Genomic DNA, 15763 nt, shown 5'->3' on the forward strand with positions numbered 1-15763 from the left:
TGTGGCGCAAAATGCCACGTCGGGAACGCGAAGCCAAACGGTTGTTTGGCCGGGAATGTCAGCTATTCGGCTGAGGGCAGCGGCCGGATTCCGTCGCGCGAAACCGCGCCAAGGGCCTCGTCGACCCGGCGGCCCGAAATTCTGCGATCCCCGGCGATCTCCGCCAGCGGCACCAGCACGAAGCCGCGCTCGAACAGGCGCGGGTGGGGCAGCGTGAGATCGGGCGTGCCCAGGCTCACATCGTCATAGGCGATGAGATCGAGGTCGAGCGTGCGCGGGCCCCATCGCGTCTCCTGCGATCGATTGCGGCCGAACATGCGCTCGACCTCGTGCAGGATGGCGAGCAGGGGACGCGGCGCCGTCGCGGTGTCGATCGCGATGCAGGCATTGATGAAGGGCGGCTGCTGCTCCTCGCCCCAGGGCGGGGTGATGTAGTCCGAGGAGCGCGCCGTGAGCGTGGCCTGGGCGCGCCGGACGATCTCGGGAATGGCGTGCTGAAAGGTCGTCCTGACGTCGCCGACATTGCCGCCGAGGGCGATCAGCGCGCTGGCCATGGCGTCACGGATGTCGCGAGCGGGTCAGGACGATGCCGACATCCTCGAAGATCGCGGCGATCGGCGCATGCGGCTTGTGAACGGTGACCTTCAGCGCGCGGATGCGGGCGAAGTTTGCCAGGATCGCATCGGCCACCGCGCCGGCCGCGCGTTCGAGCAGCCGGTAGTTCGTATCCTTGAAGGCGGCGGTCGCCGTCTCCACCACGTCGGAATAGGAGACGGTGTCGGCGAGGCGGTCGCTGCGGGAGGAGTCCGACAGGTCCGTATAGAGCTCGAGATCGATGACGAAGCGCTGGCCGACCTCGCTCTCATGCTCCATCACGCCGTGACGGGCATGAATGAGGACGCCTTTGATGAAAATCGTATCGGTCATCCCAGTGCCTCGATGCTTGCGGCCACGCGCACGGCCTGAACCGTCTCGGCGACGTCATGCGCCCGGATGATCGCAGCCCCGTGCCGAGCCGCGATCAGATGCGCCGCGATCGATCCTCCGAGCCGCTCTCGCGGCTCGGATGCAACCACGGTGCTGATGAAGCGCTTGCGCGAGGCGCCGACCAGGAGCGGCAGGCCGAAGCGCGCGAAGGCATCGAGCCTGGCAAGCGCCGTCATGCTCTGCTGTGGCGTCTTGCCGAAGCCGATGCCGGGATCGAGCACGACATTCCCTACGGGAATGCCGGCCTTGGCGGCGATGTCGAGCGAGCGTGCGAAGAAGCGGAGCATGTCGTCGATGATGTCGATCTCCGGATCGACGGCATCGCGGTTGTGCATGACCACGACCGGAGCGCCGTGCGCGGCGACCACCTCGGCCATCGCCGGATCGCGCTGCAGGCCCCAGACATCGTTGGCGATGCGCGCGCCATGATCGAGCGCGAAGTCCACAACTCGAGATTTCATGCTGTCGATCGACACGGGCACGTCGAGTGCGACGATCTCGGCCAGCACCGGCCGCAGCCGCGCCAGTTCCTCGTCGGCGCTCACCGGCTCCGCGCCCTTGTAGGGGCGGGTCGATTCGGCGCCGATATCGATGATGTCGGCGCCGGCCGCGATCATGGCCTTGGCCTGTTCGATCGCGCGGTCCGGCGCATTGAAACGGCCGCCATCGGAGAAGGAATCCGGCGTGACGTTCAGGATGCCCATGACCGCGGGATAGGGCCGCGCCAGCCACGGCCGCAGCAGCGGGTGGCTCGCGATGAGGTCCGTAGCGGGGTGCGGCAAAATTGCGCTCATGGCCGCCGCTTTGCGCGGTTGCCACCCCCAAGTCAAGGTGTCGCGCTGCACAAGGCTGTTGCAGCCGGCCGGAGGCCGCTCAATAGCTGATTTTCGGCTCCAGCCGGCGCGCCTTCTCGATCAGTTGGCCGACGGATTTTTCCGAGGGCAGGATGCGAACCAGTTGCCGCCGCGTGTTCACTTCCTTGATGTTCTGCGCCAGCCGCGCCGGGTTGCGATGCGCCAGCTCGCGAACGGTGGTGACGCCGGCGGCGCGGACCAGGCAAACCTTGGCCTTTCCCATGCCGGGAATGCGCATGTAGTCGGCGCCATTGGCCCAATCGAGCAGCTGCTGTTCGCTGATCCCGGTCTTGGCGGCGAGCGCCTTGCGTCCCTTCACGGTGCGGGCAGCCTCGAGGAATGCGTCGGTGGTGCGGATGCCCAAAGCTTTCAGCTTGGAGGCATAGAAGGTCGTCATGCCTTCGAGTTCGGTGATCGGATATGTCATGATACTCGGCGCGCGAAGGTGCTTCAAACAAACTGGTTCAGGCCTCGCGTGCCCAACCGCATCCTGATCATCTGGTCCGTTCCGGTTTGGTCGTGGTCGAACCGGGAAAGTTCAAGGGCGAGCCGGTCGTCTGCGGCAAAATCGTCTGCCGCCATGTCGTTGGCGGGGATGTCGTTGGCCGGTATGTCGTTGGCCGGGATCGTCCCGGTGACAAACCGCAGCTCTGGCTTGTCGTTGCAAAGGACCTGAGCAAGAAGATGGTCGATGAAAAGATGCTCCGAGAAAAAACATCTTGTCTGTCCAGCCACGGCTCCATCGATGCCGGCCGTTCTGGCCAGCGGCTCAATCAGCTCGTTCATGTGAACCCCGTCTTCATCCGGTCCCCCACGACCGGACGTCCTCGCTGAATTCATCTTGATCGGGCGATCCGTGAATTACAAGCGACGAGCAAGCTCGGCGCGCGAATCGATTCGCGATCGCGGATGAACTGTTGCAGCGATGCAAGACCCGATGTTGAATCTACCGATCAAAACTGCACGTTGCACCGATGATAGGGTGACTTCGCAAAGAGGTGAGGCACCCTGGCGCTGGTTCCAGCCGGTGAAACTAAAGTATGTTACCCCGTACGCGATGCGCGGCACCTCGTGCGATGCGAAACAATCATTCTCGAGAGACGGATCCACATGGCACCATCCGGAAAATCACTGGCTGATACCGACGACAAGATCCTCGTAGGTGCCGGCGAGCAGCCGGCCTGGTTGACGCTTGCACTCGCCAACCGTCATGGACTGGTGACGGGAGCAACCGGCACCGGCAAGACGGTGTCGCTGCAGGTGATGGCCGAGGGCTTCGCCCGCGCCGGTGTTCCGGTCTTCGCGTCCGACATCAAAGGTGATCTCTCCGGCATTTCGCAGACCGGCGAGGCCAAGGACTTCATCGTCAAGCGAGCGCAGGAACTCGGACTGACCTATCAGCCCGATCAGTTCTCGACGGTATTTTGGGACGTGTTCGGCGAGCAGGGTCATCCGGTGCGCGCCACCGTGACCGAGATGGGGCCGCTGCTGCTGGCACGCATGCTCGACCTGAATGACGTTCAGGAAGGCGTGCTCAACGTCGCGTTTCGTGTCGCCGACGAGAATGGGCTTGCGCTGATCGACATGAAGGATCTCCGCGCGCTGCTCGACGCCATCATTCCCGAAGCCAAGAAGGGCGCGGATGGGGAGGCTGATCCGCTGGCGCCGATCCGCAAGGCCGCGCAATCGTTCGGCAACGTCACGCGCGCCACCGTCGGCACCATCCAGCGCCAGCTGCTCGTGCTGGAGAACCAGGGCGGCACCAAGTTCTTCGGCGAGCCGGCGCTGACCTTGACGGACTTCATGAAGACCGACCGCGACGGCCGCGGCATGATCAACATCCTCGTTGCCGACAAGCTGCTGCAGAACCCGCGGCTCTACGCGACCTTCCTGTTGTGGATGCTGTCCGAGCTGTTCGAGGAGCTGCCGGAGGTCGGCGACGTCACCAAGCCGAAGCTGGTGTTCTTCTTCGACGAGGCGCATCTGCTGTTTAACGACGCGCCGAAGGCGCTGCTGGACAAGATCGAGCAGGTCGTGCGCCTGATCCGGTCGAAGGGGGTCGGCGTGTATTTCGTCACGCAGAACCCGCTCGACGTTCCCGATCGCGTGCTCGGTCAGTTGGGCAATCGCGTGCAGCACGCGCTGCGCGCGTTCACGCCGCGCGATCAGAAGGCTGTCGCTGCGGCTGCCGACACGTTCCGTCCGAATCCAAAGCTCGACACCGCCAAGGTGATCACGGAGCTCGGCAAGGGCGAAGCCTTGGTGTCCTTCCTCGAAGGCAACGGCACGCCCGCGATGGTGGAACGTGTCTTGATCCGGCCGCCGTCGGCGCGGATCGGGCCGGTCACGCCGGAGGAGCGCAAGGCGATCATCGCGGCGAGCCCGGTCAAGGGGAAGTACGATACCGAGATCGACGCCGAATCTGCCTACGAGATCCTGCAGAAGCGGATCGCTGGAACGGCGACGGCGGAGCCCGGCTCCGGCAGCGTGCTCGGCAAGATCGGCGACATCGCCGCGACGATCTTCGGCACCAACGTCAAGCGCGGCCAGCTGTCGACCACGCAGGTCATCGCGCGCAACGTTGCCCGCCAGGTCACCGACAAGGTGGTGGGCGGCATTGCGGCCGATCTCGGCAAGCAGGTCGGCGGCTCGCTGGGCGGCTCGATCGGCCGTTCCCTGGTGCGCGGCGCGCTCGGCGGATTGCTGCGGCGCTGAGCCATCCCGTCATCGCCAGCGTGATGCTCGCGGCATCACGCTGGTCCCGACCGCGCAACGGGGCTACAAGCGAGCCAACACGCGTCAATAGCGAAGGGATCTCTTGGTCATGGCCAATGCGCAGCTTCAATCCGTTCTCGATCACATCGATGGCGATTTCGACAACAGCCTGGACCGCCTGTTCCAGCTGATCCGTATCAAGTCGATCTCGGCCGATCCGGCCTTCGCTGACGATTGCAAGCAGGCGGCCGATCATCTCGCCAAGGATCTCGCGACGCTCGGCTTCGCCACCGAGGTGCGTCCGACGGCCGGTCATCCCGCTGTCGTCGGCAAGAGCAACGGTCATGGCGCGGCCAAGCCGCACGTGCTGTTTTATGGCCATTACGACGTGCAGCCGGTCGATCCGCTCGACCTGTGGCACCGCCCGCCGTTCGAGCCGGTCGTGACCGATCACGCTGACGGCCGCAAGATCATCGTCGCGCGCGGCGCCGAGGACGACAAGGGCCAGCTGATGACCTTCGTCGAGGCCTGCCGCGCCTGGAAGAAGGTGACGGGGTCGCTGCCGCTCGACATCACCGTGGTGATCGAAGGCGAGGAGGAGGTCGGCTCGAAGAACTTCGTGCCGTTCCTCGAAGCCAACAAGGATGAGTTCAAGGCCGACTTCGCGCTGGTCTGCGACACCGGCATGTGGGACCCGAACACGCCGGCGATTACGACATCGTTGCGTGGTCTTCTCTACGAAGAGATCAAGATCAAGGCCGCCAATCGCGACCTGCATTCGGGCGTGTTCGGCGGCGGTGCGCGCAATCCGATCCGCGTGCTGACCGAGGTGCTCGGCGGTCTGTTCGATGCCGACGGCCGCATCACCATCCCTGGCTTCTATGACGGCGTGAAGGATGTGCCGGCGGAAGTGCTGGAGCAGTGGAAGAAGCTGAACCTGACGCCGGAGAGCTTCCTCAAGCCGATCGGTCTGTCGATCCCCGCCGGCGAAAAGGATCGCCTGCTGATCGAGCAGATCTCGTCGCGCCCGACCTGCGACATCAACGGCATCTGGGGCGGCTATATCGGCGAGGGCTCGAAGACGGTGATCCCGTCGCTGGCCCATGCCAAGGTCTCGTTCCGGCTCGTCGAAGGCCAGGATCCGCTCAGGATTCGCAAGGCATTCCGCGACTACGTGTCGGCGCGCATTCCCGCTGACTGCTCGGTGGAGTTCGGCGATCATTCGGCAGGCGCCGCGATCGCGCTCGACTGGACCATGAAGCCGCTCGCCGCCGCCAAGCAGGCGCTGACCGAGGAGTGGGGCAAGGAGACGATCCTGATGGGCTCGGGCGCCTCGATCCCGATCGTCACCGACTTCAAGAAGACGCTCGGCCTGGACTCGCTACTGGTGGGCTTCGGCCTCGACGACGACAACATCCATTCGCCGAATGAGAAGTACGACCTCAAGAGCTACCACAAGGGCATCCGCTCCTGGGCCCGCATCCTCGCGGCGCTCGCGGAGATGCCGCGGTAGTCATGGAACTCCAGCGGCTGCGTTCCTGCAAACAGCCGCTGTGACCGTCTGATGGTGCTGATCGACCGGTAGCAATGCCGTGAGCGGCGGCGTCCGGGTGCGACAGAGAGTCCCTTCCTCGTCCGATTGGGGTACAATGCAACCTTGATCGGCAGGGAAGGGGCCATGGTCGAAACTGAGACTTTTGGCAAGCGATTGAAGGTAGGCCTGCGACTCGAACAGGCACCGACACTCGTCACTCGGGCATTCGCCGATAGTGCATTGGTCGCCGCGGAATGCCGGTCGGACCATCCGCAGAAGGGCCTGTCGAATCCGCTTCCGCCTGACGACGCCTACATGGTCAGCGTCAAGTTTCGCGACTATCCCGAATGCGAATGCTGGGAAAATGGGCGTGCGGTTGCCAAGAAGGACATCTTCGCCGGCGGCACCTACCTCTACGACATGAAGCGCGCGCCCTGCTACGTGATCGACAAGCCGTTTCATTCGATCTTCTTTCGTCTGTCGCGCGAGGTCATCGATGTCACGGCCCGCGAGATGTTCATGGCCTCCGTCGGCGAGCTGTCCTACGAGCCCGCCGTGGGTGTCGACGACCCGATCATGCGACATCTCAGCAATGCGATGGGTGAGGCACTGGGACGGCCGTCGGAGGCCAATCGGCTGTTTGTCGATCATTTGTCGATGACGATCGCCGCTCATGTGGTGCGCACATATGGCCGCTGCGGCGAACCGGCAGCCCTGTTGCCGGGCGGCCTTGCGCCATGGCAGGTGCGCCGCGCCTGCGGTCTGATCGAGGCGAGGCTCTCCGGCAACATCCTGCTCGAGGACATCTCGTCGGAGTTGGACCTGTCGCCGAGCTACTTCGCGCGGGCCTTCAAGAAGTCGGTCGGCGTGGCTCCACATCAATGGCTGCTGCAACGCCGGGTCGCGCGGGCTCGCGATCTTCTTGTCCGTGGCGAGCTCAGCTTGGGAATGATTGCGCTCGAGGTCGGCTTTGCCGACCAGAGCCATTTCACACGGACGTTCACGCGGCTGGTCGGGATCAGTCCGAGCCGCTGGCGCCGGTCGAACGGCGATACGACGAGCAGACGCATCCCGGCGCAGGATACTCACTGACATCCAGGGCGGTTTTCGACAATTCGCGCCGGTCCGAGGCAAGAGCGCAAGCGCCGTCCAGGCAACACTCCCGTCGCCGCGCTCGCCTTCGTGCGAGTGTGAGATTTGAGCCATCAGGAGATGAACCCATGAAGATCGTTGTTATTGGCGGCACGGGGCTGATCGGATCGAAGCTGGTGGCGCGGCTTGTGGCGCAAGGTCATGACGCCGTATCGGCGTCACCGAAATCAGGTGTCAACAGCGTGACGGGCGAGGGCCTTGATCGCGCACTCCAGGGCGCTGATGTCGTCGTCGACGTCTCGAATGCGCCCGATTGGAGTCCCGAAGCGGTGCTCGCGTTCTTCGAGCGTTCGAGCCGCAATCTGGTTGCCGCCGGCAAAGCCGCCGGTGTCAAGCACCACGTCGCGCTCTCGATCGTCGGCACCGACCGCATGTCCGATCTGGCTTATTTCCACGCCAAGGTCGCTCAGGAGCAGGTGATCAAGACCTCCGGCGTGCCATACACGATCGTGCGGGCCACGCAGTTCTTCGAGTTCGTGCGCAGCATCGCCGATGCCGGCGCGGTCGACGGAAAGGTCGTCGTGCCCTCGGCGTTGTTCCAGCCGATGGCCGCCGCCGATGTCGCGGCGGCGCTCGCGGATGTCGCCACACAGGCGCTACTGAATGCGACGATCGACATTGCCGGCCCTGACAAGGAGCCTTTTGCCAGCTTCGTCTCGCGCTGTTTGAAAGCAGCAGGGGATGTCCGGGAGGTGGTTGCCGATCCCAAGGCCGGCTATTTCGGCGCCGTCATCGACGACCAGTCGCTCACGCCGCTTGGACAGGCACGGCTCGGCGCAATCCACTTCGATCGTTGGCTCACCTCGGCCGCATAGATCCGATGTCAGGCCGCCGTCATCACTGGCCTTGTCGTGAGATCGCCGCCTGTGACCTTACGCAACGCCGCGAGGTTGGCCTCCGCGGAGGCCAGCCTCCAGCACGACTTGCCGCTCGCCTTGGCCTCGTACAGCGCCGCGTCCGCGGCAAACAACAGGGCTTCCGGATCGCTCCCGTGATCGGGCGCGGCGGCGATGCCGATGCTCATGCCGATGTTGACGCGCACGCCGCCGGGCAGCGCGATCGGCGCCGTCATGACGTCGATCAGGCGCTCGCCGAGCGCCAGGGCGTGATCGATCGCCGGGTCGCTGGTGACGACCACGAACTCGTCGCCGCCGATCCGGGCGATGACATCAGCCGGCGAGACGACGTCCTGCAGCGTTCGGCCGACGATCTTCAAAAGTCCGTCGCCGGCGGCGTGACCGAACGTGTCGTTGACGGGCTTGAAGCCGTCGAGATCGAGATAGAGGACGGCGAACCTGCCCTGTCCGGAGCGCTTGCTGTCGAGCCGGCTCTGCAGCGCGTCGATCAGGCCGGCGCGATTGTTCAAACCCGTGAGCGGATCGCGCCGCGCCTGCTCGTCGCTCTCGCGCTTGGCATGCATGACGGCGACCAGCATCTTGTTCAGGCGGAAGGCGGCGCCGGTCATCGCCAGGAAATACACCGGCATCTGCAGATACATCGCATACAGCAGCGGCGCGTGGGACAACGCCACGCCGGGGATGACGGGGCCGATGCTGAACAGGATCATCGTGCCGACGAGGCGCGGTGCGCTGAAATTACGGAAGCAGATGCCGCCGACCATGGCGGCCGACGAGATGCAGGTCAGCGAAGCCGCGATCCAGTCACCGGCTCCCAGCGTGATGCCGACGCCGAAGCCGACGCTGGCGCTCCAGGCAACCGCGAGCAGGATATGGATATCGGTCGGCGTTGATAGCTGCGCGCGCGCACGGCGATAGGCGATGATCATCACGACCAGCCGGGACAGGCAGATCACGACTTCGAGCACGAACCAGCTGATGAAGGGGGCGGTCGGCGTGCGCAGTGCCAGCGCGGCAGCGACCGCAACGGTGTTGACGGCGCCGCCCGCGAATACGGACCAGCAGCCGTAGAGTTCGCCGGTCAACGCGACACGGATGTCCGATGACACCGGATGTCCCGGGTCGGCCAGCCAGCGCGTCACACGCCAGCGTGGCAGACTGAAAGCCAGACCATCACCCCGCATTTCAATACCTCCGCGGGGTTGCAATAAGCGGAATGGCACTTAACAGGGCTTTAGGACGGTATTTAAGTCTAGTTCCATGATTGACGAGCGGTAAAAATTTACTCTACGTGGCGGGCGTGCGCCAGCGCGCTGGGAAGTTGAATCCGCCGCTCATCCCGACGTCCGGACGCGTGCGCGCTCTTCGGCGATCGGAGCCACCTCGACGGTGGCGTTGCCGAGCGCACGGTCGCGCTCGAACACGAGGCGGACGCGCTGGCCGACGGGAGTAAGACCGATCAGGTTGCGCACCTGCGTGGCGCTGCGCACCGGCATGTCGTTGGCCTTCACGATGATGTCGCCCTTGCGAATGCCTGCCCGCTCGGCCGGTGAGCCCGCGGCCACATCGGCCACGCGGGCACCGACGACGCGCCCATCGGCCCCCGAGTCGAGATCGAGCAGGGTGACGCCGATGCGCCCCCGATCGACGCGGCCGTTGGCGACCAGTTGCTCCATCACCCGCCGCGCCATGTTGATCGGCACGGCGAAGCCGATGCCGACATTGCCGCCGCCCGGCGAGATGATGGCGGTGTTGATGCCGACCAGCTCGCCGCGCAGGTTGATCAGCGCGCCGCCGGAATTGCCGGGATTGATCGCGGCATCGGTCTGGATGAAATCCTCATAGCCCTGCTTGCCGAGGCCGGTGCGGCCGAGCGCGCTGACGAGGCCGGAGGTGACGGTCTGTCCGAGGCCGAAGGGATTGCCGACCGCGATCACGAAGTCGCCGACCTCGAGCGCGTCGCTGTCGCCGAGCGCGATCGCCTTCAGCTCGGTCGGGTCCTTGATCTGCAGCAGCGCGATGTCGGTGGCGGGATCGCGTCCGACCAGGCGCGCGGAGAATTTGCGGCCGTCCTTGGTGCGGATCTGCGCGGTGGTGACGTGCTCGACGACGTGGTTGGCCGTCATCACGTAGCCGCGCTGGGCGTCGACGATCACGCCGGAGCCGGTGGCGCTGATCTGCTTCTCGACCTGCTTGGGCACATCGAAGAAGTCGCGGAACAGCGGGTCCTGATAGAGCGGGTTGTCCTGCCGGACCTTGCCTTCGACCGAGATGTTGACGACGGCGGGCGTCACCTCCTTGACCAGCGGGGCCAGGGTCGGCACGCGGCCGAGCTTGAGGTCGGGGATCTGGGCCAGGGCAGGGGCAGACAGGAGGGAGAGCACGATCGCCGGCAGCAGGACCAAAGGCCGGACACAACGCAGAATCTGCATCGTTTTTTTCCTCGACGGACGGGGGGCGGATTTGGCGCTGAGAGAACTGGTCAGGACGATCGCACTGGTCAAGGGTCGTCCTGGCAATCGTTCCCACCGAGTGCCAAAAATTTTTCGTGCCCCTCTTGAACGAAAAGTTCGGCTTTCCTAGGTCGTTCGTCGCCCGGGGGCCTCATGGGACCCGAGGCTTATGACATCGCTGATCTGTAAAGGAGGATGTGCATGCATTTCCGTCCATTGCACGACCGCGTGCTCGTGCGCCGCATCGATGCCGAGGAGAAGACCAAGGGCGGCATCATCATTCCTGACACCGCCAAGGAGAAGCCGCAGGAGGGCGAGATCGTCGCCGCGGGTCCTGGCGCGCGGAATGAGCGGGGGCAGCAGGTCGCCCTCGACGTCAAGCCGGGCGACCGCGTGCTGTTCGGCAAGTGGTCCGGCACCGAGGTGAAGATCGACGGCAAGGATCTCCTGATCATGAAGGAGAGCGACCTGCTGGGCATCATCGACACGCCCGTCGCGGCGAAGAAGGCCGCCTGATCCCAACTGACAGTCATTCGAGAAAGGAGACGACGAACATGGCTGCCAAGGACGTGAAGTTTTCCACCGACGCGCGCGACCGCATGCTGCGCGGCGTCGACATCCTCGCCAATGCCGTGAAGGTCACGCTCGGTCCCAAGGGCCGCAATGTCGTGATCGAGAAATCGTTCGGCGCGCCGCGCATCACCAAGGACGGCGTGACGGTCGCCAAGGAGATCGAGCTGGAGGACAAGTTCGAGAACATGGGCGCGCAGATGGTGCGCGAAGTGGCCTCGAAGACCGCCGATCTCGCCGGCGACGGCACCACCACCGCCACCGTGCTCGCCCAGGCCATCGTGAAGGAAGGCGCCAAGTCCGTCGCCGCCGGCATGAACCCGATGGACCTCAAGCGCGGCATCGATCTCGCCGTCGACGCGATCGTGAAGGACCTCAAGGCGCACGCCAAGAAGATCACCAGCAATGACGAGATCGCCCAGGTTGGCACCATCTCGGCCAATGGCGACAACGAGATCGGCCGCTTCCTCGCCGAGGCCATGCAGAAGGTCGGCAATGAGGGCGTGATCACTGTGGAGGAGGCCAAGAGCCTCGACACCGAACTCGAAGTGGTCGAGGGCATGCAGTTCGACCGCGGCTACGTCTCGCCGTATTTCGTCACCAACTCCGAGAAGATGCGGGTCGAGCTCGAGGACCCCTACATCCTGATCCACGAGAAGAAGCTGTCCGGCCTTCAGACCATGCTGCCGCTGCTGGAAGCCGTGGTGCAGTCCGGCAAGCCGCTGCTGATCGTCGCCGAGGACGTGGAGGGCGAGGCGCTGGCCACGCTCGTCGTCAACAAGCTGCGCGGCGGCCTGAAGATCGCAGCGGTCAAGGCGCCGGGCTTCGGCGATCGCCGCAAGGCGATGCTGGAGGACATCGCGATCCTCACCGGCGGCACCACGATCTCCGAGGACCTCGGCATCAAGCTGGAGAACGTGACCTTGTCGATGCTCGGCAGCGCCAAGAAGGTCGTGATCGACAAGGAGAACACCACCATCGTCGACGGCGCCGGCAAGAAGGCCGACATCGAGGCCCGCGCGCAGCAGATCAAGCTGCAGATCGAGGAGACCACCTCCGACTACGACCGCGAGAAGCTGCAGGAGCGGCTGGCCAAGCTCGCGGGCGGCGTCGCGGTGATCCGGGTCGGCGGCGCCACCGAGGTCGAGGTCAAGGAACGCAAGGACCGCGTCGACGATGCGCTGCACGCCACCCGCGCTGCGGTGGAGGAGGGCATTCTGCCCGGCGGCGGCGTCGCGCTGCTGCGCGCCACCAAGGTGCTCGACGGTGTCAAGACCGCCAACTCCGACCAGAAGGCCGGCGTCGATATCGTCCGCCGTGCCATCCAGGTGCCGGTGCGGCAGATCGTCCAGAACGCGGGCGAGGACGGCTCACTCGTGGTCGGCAAGCTGCTGGAGAAGGATACCTATAGCTGGGGCTTCAACGCCGCGACCGGCGAGTACCAGGATCTGGTGCAGGCCGGCGTGATCGATCCGGCCAAGGTCGTCCGCACCGCGCTGCAGGATGCGGCCTCGGTCGCCTCGCTGCTGATTACCACCGAGGCGCTGGTGGCCGACAAGCCGAAGAAGGCGGAGGCAGCCGCGGCCGCGCCGTCGATGGACTTCTGATCGCGATCCGCCGTGACGGGCTGCGGAAGCGCAGCCCGTCACGGTCGTTCAAAAGAAAGTCAGTTGCCGTCGCGGCCGGCCGTGGATCGGCCACAACGCGCGGCTATTAGTCGGAGCTACGACCGCAATTCGTCCAGAGCCGGCCACAATCGCCAGAGTGCGGCCGGCTGATCGACGGACCGACGGTCGACGGGAGGTGCGGTTGGGGCGCTGTCGCGCCGCCCGGTCTCAGTGCAGCGCAAAGCGCGTTCGCAGGGGCGATCATGCCTGCCTGGCAGTACAATCATCCGCCGCCGAACCCGACCTCCGTCATGGCCGTCGCTGACCCCAGGCGGCTGACGCGATTTCTGATCGAAAGCGAGCAGCGCGTGGTGGCGCATTGCCAGGCCGTGCTGTCGCGCGGCGACATTGATCCGCGCGAGCGCGAGCGGCTGGTCAGCGTGTTGCGCGAGGCCACCATGCGGCTGCAGCGGCTCTCCGCCGTGGCAGCGTGACGTCCGGAGAGCCCATCCGGACCGTGTCAAAAAATCTGATGGGAGGCTCTTGAAAGCGGTCTTCATCGTTCTAAGTCGTTCGTCGCCGCTTCGGCGGCGCCGGGTGCCCTCGGGGCCCGGCTGCACTCTGGGCGCTGACCGGTTGTCTGGTCCTCGCGTAGTCCTGCATCGGCTCGGCGCTCCTTCGTATCCATCTTGCTCTCAGGAGGACTTGGTTATGAGGACGTATGATTTCAGCCCGCTGTGGCGTTCGACCATCGGCTTCGACCGGCTGTTCAACCTGCTCGACGAGACCCAGCGCGCTGTCGAGGACAACTATCCCCCCTGCAACATCGAGCGGATCGGAGACGACCGCTATCAGATCTCGCTGGCGCTGGCCGGCTTCGCGCCGCATGAGCTCGCCATCACGGCCGAGCACAACGTGCTGACGGTGGAGGGCCGCAAGCCCGACAAGGAGAGCCGCGAGTACCTGTATCAGGGCATCTCGTCGCGCCCCTTCAAGCGGCAGTTCAACCTCGCGGACTACGTGCAGGTGACCAACGCCGCGTTCGACAATGGCCTGTTGCGGATCGAGTTGGTGCGCGAGATCCCCGAGGCCATGAAGCCGCGCCGTATCGCCATCGGCACCGCGCCGGTCGAGCAGATCGCACCGCAAAGGGCGGCCTGACGTTTCTTGACCTGCGGCGCGGGCGCATCGTCGCCCGCGTCGTTGCATGATCTGTCTCTTGTGAAAGGAGTGGAGAAGGAGACACGCCATGAGGTCTTGGCACCCAAACGAGTCCTGTACATCAACCATGAACTCGCCAAGAGGCGCGTTCATGGAGACTGAGCACCGTGTTTCGATCATCGCAGGCGGCGCCGGTTTCCATCCGGTCTCGCATTATGCGTCGCCGACGGACCTGTTGAACGACACCAAATTGTCACGTGCCGAGAAGCGGCTGATCCTGTCGTCCTGGGCGTCCGACATGTACGCCGTCGAGTCGCAGCCCGGCCTGCGCAAGATCCCGGGCCTCGCCCGGCCGCTCCGTCTGTCCGACATCCTCGGCGCACTGCGTCGGCTGGATCGTGAGGATCAGCCGCCGCGCCCGCGCGGCGGCGCAGCGATGCGGATCGTTCCGCGCGTCGATGTCGAGGCCGACGGTGCCGCGCCGGACAACGCGCTCGGGATGGCAGGCCGGATGCGCTCCGCCGCGCGGCTGCGGTTTTCCCGCGAAGCGAATGTGCGGCGCTATCGCAAGCTGCTGGCCACCCGGCTCGCGGAGCATGAGCGGCGGTTCGTCGAGCGCCGGCTGGCTGAGGAGCTGCGGCAGCTGCATGCGCCGCCGGAGCGGCAGAGCCCGGCGCGGGCGGCCTGCTGCTGACGGACCAAACAAAAACGCCGCCCGGAATTGGGCGGCGTTTCATTCCAATTAGCGTAGAGGGTGATGGCTCTTTATAGCCGATCAGCGCGCGACGATCAATTCCGGTAGCCCGGATTGACCCGGTCGAGCCGGCGCAGCAGCGGCGGCCAGACCAGCTGGTTGGAGCGGAGCTCCACGCGTTCCTCGTTTTCGAACAGCTTGGCGTTCTTGTCGACGACCTCGTCGCGCACCGGATAGGCCGTGGGCCCCAGCGTGCGGGTGCGGACCTGGATCGAGCAGGCACGCTCCAAATGATACATCCGCTCGAACGCCGAGGCGACGGAGCGGCCGACGGTCAGCGTGCCGTGATTGCGCAGCAGCATGTGGTTCTTGGTGCCGAGGTCGCGCTGCAGCCGCGGCCGCTCGTCATGGTCCAGCGCCACGCCTTCGTAGTCGTGATAGGCGAGGTCGTGGGTGACGTATTGCGCGATCTGGTTCAGCGGCAGCAGGCCGTCGGCGCAGCTCGACACCGCGACGCCGTCGAGCGTGTGCAGATGGATGACGCAGCCGGCATCCTCGCGCACTTCGTGGATCGCCGAATGGATGGTGAAGCCGGCGGGGTTGATGCTGTACTCGCTCTCGGAGAGCTGGTTGCCGTAGAGGTCGACCTTGATCAGGCTGGAGGCCGTGATCTCCTCGAACAGCAGGCCGTAGGGGTTGATCAGGAAGTGATGTTCGGGGCCGGGCACGCGGGCCGAGATGTGGGTGTCGACCAGATCATCCCAGCCGAACATCGCGACCAGGCGGTAGGCGGCAGCGAGGTTGACGCGCTGCGACCACTCCGCCTCCGTCATGTTGGACGGCACTTCCTTCAGGCGCGCTTCGGCTGGCGACATGGCATTCTCCGATCTCGAAATCCCTGCCCGAAGCCTAGGCGCCCCGAGTGACCCCGGCAAGTCGCGCAGCCAGAGGGCCGCCATGCGCGCCTCGCGGCCGTCTGCCCCGGGCGTGACGATGCCGTGCGGCCGCTGAGCCGGGCTGGTGCCGGCGCCCCTCATCACGGTCGCGTTAGGCGGGCGCTGCTCTTGATGCCCATCAAGATGCGCAGCGAGGTGCCCAGTTAGGTCAGGCACCGCATGCTGATGCCGTGGCTCCCAGGCGCTCCCGTGGAAGGCCGCCGCAAAGGCATGTGTCGCGGGC

The 15763-nt window shown here is 65.3% G+C and carries 17 protein-coding genes; 9 read left to right on the top strand and 8 right to left on the bottom strand.

The window, feature by feature from the left end:
• Positions 1-62 precede the first annotated feature (62 nt).
• From folK to NLR35_RS04025, 5 genes are all read right to left on the bottom strand, one after another.
• The gene (gene folK / locus NLR35_RS04005; protein WP_257165274.1) at positions 63-554 is read right to left on the bottom strand and encodes a 2-amino-4-hydroxy-6-hydroxymethyldihydropteridine diphosphokinase; all 492 of its coding nucleotides are present in this window, start codon (positions 552-554) and stop codon (positions 63-65) included.
• A 4-nt stretch (positions 555-558) separates the two neighbouring features.
• Positions 559-927 carry a dihydroneopterin aldolase gene (gene folB, locus NLR35_RS04010; RefSeq protein ID WP_257165275.1) on the bottom strand — a complete coding sequence of 123 codons (369 nt, stop codon included), beginning with the start codon at positions 925-927 and terminating at the stop codon, positions 559-561.
• Positions 924-1781 carry a dihydropteroate synthase gene (folP, locus tag NLR35_RS04015; RefSeq protein ID WP_257165276.1) on the bottom strand — a complete coding sequence of 286 codons (858 nt, stop codon included), beginning with the start codon at positions 1779-1781 and terminating at the stop codon, positions 924-926. The genes folB and folP overlap by 4 nt, the downstream gene beginning before the upstream one ends.
• Positions 1782-1860: 79 nt before the next feature.
• Positions 1861-2268: a DUF4332 domain-containing protein gene (locus tag NLR35_RS04020; protein ID WP_257165277.1), complete on the bottom strand. Its 408-nt coding sequence runs from the start codon at positions 2266-2268 to the stop codon at positions 1861-1863.
• Between the two features lie 23 nt (positions 2269-2291).
• Positions 2292-2627: a hypothetical protein gene (locus NLR35_RS04025; RefSeq protein WP_257165278.1), complete on the bottom strand. Its 336-nt coding sequence runs from the start codon at positions 2625-2627 to the stop codon at positions 2292-2294.
• Between the two features lie 324 nt (positions 2628-2951).
• On the opposite strand from NLR35_RS04025, the gene NLR35_RS04030 reads away from it, so the two are divergent.
• The 4 genes from NLR35_RS04030 (at position 2952) to NLR35_RS04045 (ending at position 8057) form a co-directional block, all read left to right on the top strand.
• Positions 2952-4556, top strand: coding sequence for a DUF853 domain-containing protein (locus NLR35_RS04030; protein WP_257165279.1), 1605 nt, complete (start codon positions 2952-2954; stop codon positions 4554-4556).
• Between the two features lie 109 nt (positions 4557-4665).
• Positions 4666-6069 carry a M20/M25/M40 family metallo-hydrolase gene (locus NLR35_RS04035; protein WP_257165280.1) on the top strand — a complete coding sequence of 468 codons (1404 nt, stop codon included), beginning with the start codon at positions 4666-4668 and terminating at the stop codon, positions 6067-6069.
• Positions 6070-6234: 165 nt separating this feature from the next.
• The gene (locus NLR35_RS04040; protein ID WP_257165281.1) at positions 6235-7182 is read left to right on the top strand and encodes an AraC family transcriptional regulator; all 948 of its coding nucleotides are present in this window, start codon (positions 6235-6237) and stop codon (positions 7180-7182) included.
• 128 nt (positions 7183-7310) lie between these two features.
• Positions 7311-8057 (top strand): SDR family oxidoreductase, encoded by a 747-nt coding sequence (locus NLR35_RS04045; protein WP_257165282.1) that lies wholly within the window; start codon positions 7311-7313, stop codon positions 8055-8057.
• Positions 8058-8065: 8 nt separating this feature from the next.
• Here the strand turns inward: NLR35_RS04045 and NLR35_RS04050 are convergent, their stop codons facing one another.
• Both NLR35_RS04050 and NLR35_RS04055 read right to left on the bottom strand, forming a co-directional pair.
• Entirely contained in the window at positions 8066-9283 is a 1218-nt protein-coding gene (locus tag NLR35_RS04050) for a GGDEF domain-containing protein (RefSeq protein ID WP_257165283.1), read from the bottom strand.
• A gap of 150 nt (positions 9284-9433) precedes the next feature.
• On the bottom strand, positions 9434-10531 hold the full coding sequence (locus NLR35_RS04055; protein WP_257165284.1) for a trypsin-like peptidase domain-containing protein: 1098 nt from the start codon (positions 10529-10531) through the stop codon (positions 9434-9436).
• Positions 10532-10753: 222 nt separating this feature from the next.
• On the opposite strand from NLR35_RS04055, the gene groES reads away from it, so the two are divergent.
• From groES to NLR35_RS04080, 5 genes are all read left to right on the top strand, one after another.
• Positions 10754-11068 carry a co-chaperone GroES gene (gene groES / locus NLR35_RS04060; protein ID WP_257165285.1) on the top strand — a complete coding sequence of 105 codons (315 nt, stop codon included), beginning with the start codon at positions 10754-10756 and terminating at the stop codon, positions 11066-11068.
• A gap of 38 nt (positions 11069-11106) precedes the next feature.
• Entirely contained in the window at positions 11107-12729 is a 1623-nt protein-coding gene (groL, locus tag NLR35_RS04065) for a chaperonin GroEL (protein WP_257165286.1), read from the top strand.
• 263 nt (positions 12730-12992) lie between these two features.
• On the top strand, positions 12993-13223 hold the full coding sequence (locus tag NLR35_RS04070) for a hypothetical protein (protein ID WP_257165287.1): 231 nt from the start codon (positions 12993-12995) through the stop codon (positions 13221-13223).
• Between the two features lie 217 nt (positions 13224-13440).
• Positions 13441-13890: an Hsp20 family protein gene (locus NLR35_RS04075; RefSeq protein WP_257165288.1), complete on the top strand. Its 450-nt coding sequence runs from the start codon at positions 13441-13443 to the stop codon at positions 13888-13890.
• 151 nt (positions 13891-14041) lie between these two features.
• Positions 14042-14584, top strand: coding sequence for a hypothetical protein (locus NLR35_RS04080; protein WP_257165289.1), 543 nt, complete (start codon positions 14042-14044; stop codon positions 14582-14584).
• Positions 14585-14679: 95 nt separating this feature from the next.
• Here NLR35_RS04080 and NLR35_RS04085 read toward each other — a convergent pair whose 3' ends face one another.
• Positions 14680-15459, bottom strand: a complete 780-nt coding sequence (locus tag NLR35_RS04085) for a class II aldolase/adducin family protein (RefSeq protein ID WP_257165290.1) — start codon at positions 15457-15459, stop codon at positions 14680-14682.
• Positions 15460-15763: the final 304 nt, after the last annotated feature.

The organism is Bradyrhizobium sp. SRS-191, from assembly GCF_024586915.1.
Classification (GTDB): Bacteria; Pseudomonadota; Alphaproteobacteria; order Rhizobiales; family Xanthobacteraceae; genus Bradyrhizobium.

Coding starts and splice junctions, on each gene's coding strand:
- folK (WP_257165274.1), bottom strand. CDS start 554: ATGGCCAGCGCGCTGATCGCCCTCGGCGGCAATGTCGGCGACGTCAGG.
- folB (WP_257165275.1), bottom strand. CDS start 927: ATGACCGATACGATTTTCATCAAAGGCGTCCTCATTCATGCCCGTCAC.
- folP (WP_257165276.1), bottom strand. CDS start 1,781: ATGAGCGCAATTTTGCCGCACCCCGCTACGGACCTCATCGCGAGCCAC.
- NLR35_RS04020 (WP_257165277.1), bottom strand. CDS start 2,268: ATGACATATCCGATCACCGAACTCGAAGGCATGACGACCTTCTATGCC.
- NLR35_RS04025 (WP_257165278.1), bottom strand. CDS start 2,627: ATGAACGAGCTGATTGAGCCGCTGGCCAGAACGGCCGGCATCGATGGA.
- NLR35_RS04030 (WP_257165279.1), top strand. CDS start 2,952: ATGGCACCATCCGGAAAATCACTGGCTGATACCGACGACAAGATCCTC.
- NLR35_RS04035 (WP_257165280.1), top strand. CDS start 4,666: ATGGCCAATGCGCAGCTTCAATCCGTTCTCGATCACATCGATGGCGAT.
- NLR35_RS04040 (WP_257165281.1), top strand. CDS start 6,235: ATGGTCGAAACTGAGACTTTTGGCAAGCGATTGAAGGTAGGCCTGCGA.
- NLR35_RS04045 (WP_257165282.1), top strand. CDS start 7,311: ATGAAGATCGTTGTTATTGGCGGCACGGGGCTGATCGGATCGAAGCTG.
- NLR35_RS04050 (WP_257165283.1), bottom strand. CDS start 9,283: ATGCGGGGTGATGGTCTGGCTTTCAGTCTGCCACGCTGGCGTGTGACG.
- NLR35_RS04055 (WP_257165284.1), bottom strand. CDS start 10,531: ATGCAGATTCTGCGTTGTGTCCGGCCTTTGGTCCTGCTGCCGGCGATC.
- groES (WP_257165285.1), top strand. CDS start 10,754: ATGCATTTCCGTCCATTGCACGACCGCGTGCTCGTGCGCCGCATCGAT.
- groL (WP_257165286.1), top strand. CDS start 11,107: ATGGCTGCCAAGGACGTGAAGTTTTCCACCGACGCGCGCGACCGCATG.
- NLR35_RS04070 (WP_257165287.1), top strand. CDS start 12,993: ATGCCTGCCTGGCAGTACAATCATCCGCCGCCGAACCCGACCTCCGTC.
- NLR35_RS04075 (WP_257165288.1), top strand. CDS start 13,441: ATGAGGACGTATGATTTCAGCCCGCTGTGGCGTTCGACCATCGGCTTC.
- NLR35_RS04080 (WP_257165289.1), top strand. CDS start 14,042: ATGGAGACTGAGCACCGTGTTTCGATCATCGCAGGCGGCGCCGGTTTC.
- NLR35_RS04085 (WP_257165290.1), bottom strand. CDS start 15,459: ATGTCGCCAGCCGAAGCGCGCCTGAAGGAAGTGCCGTCCAACATGACG.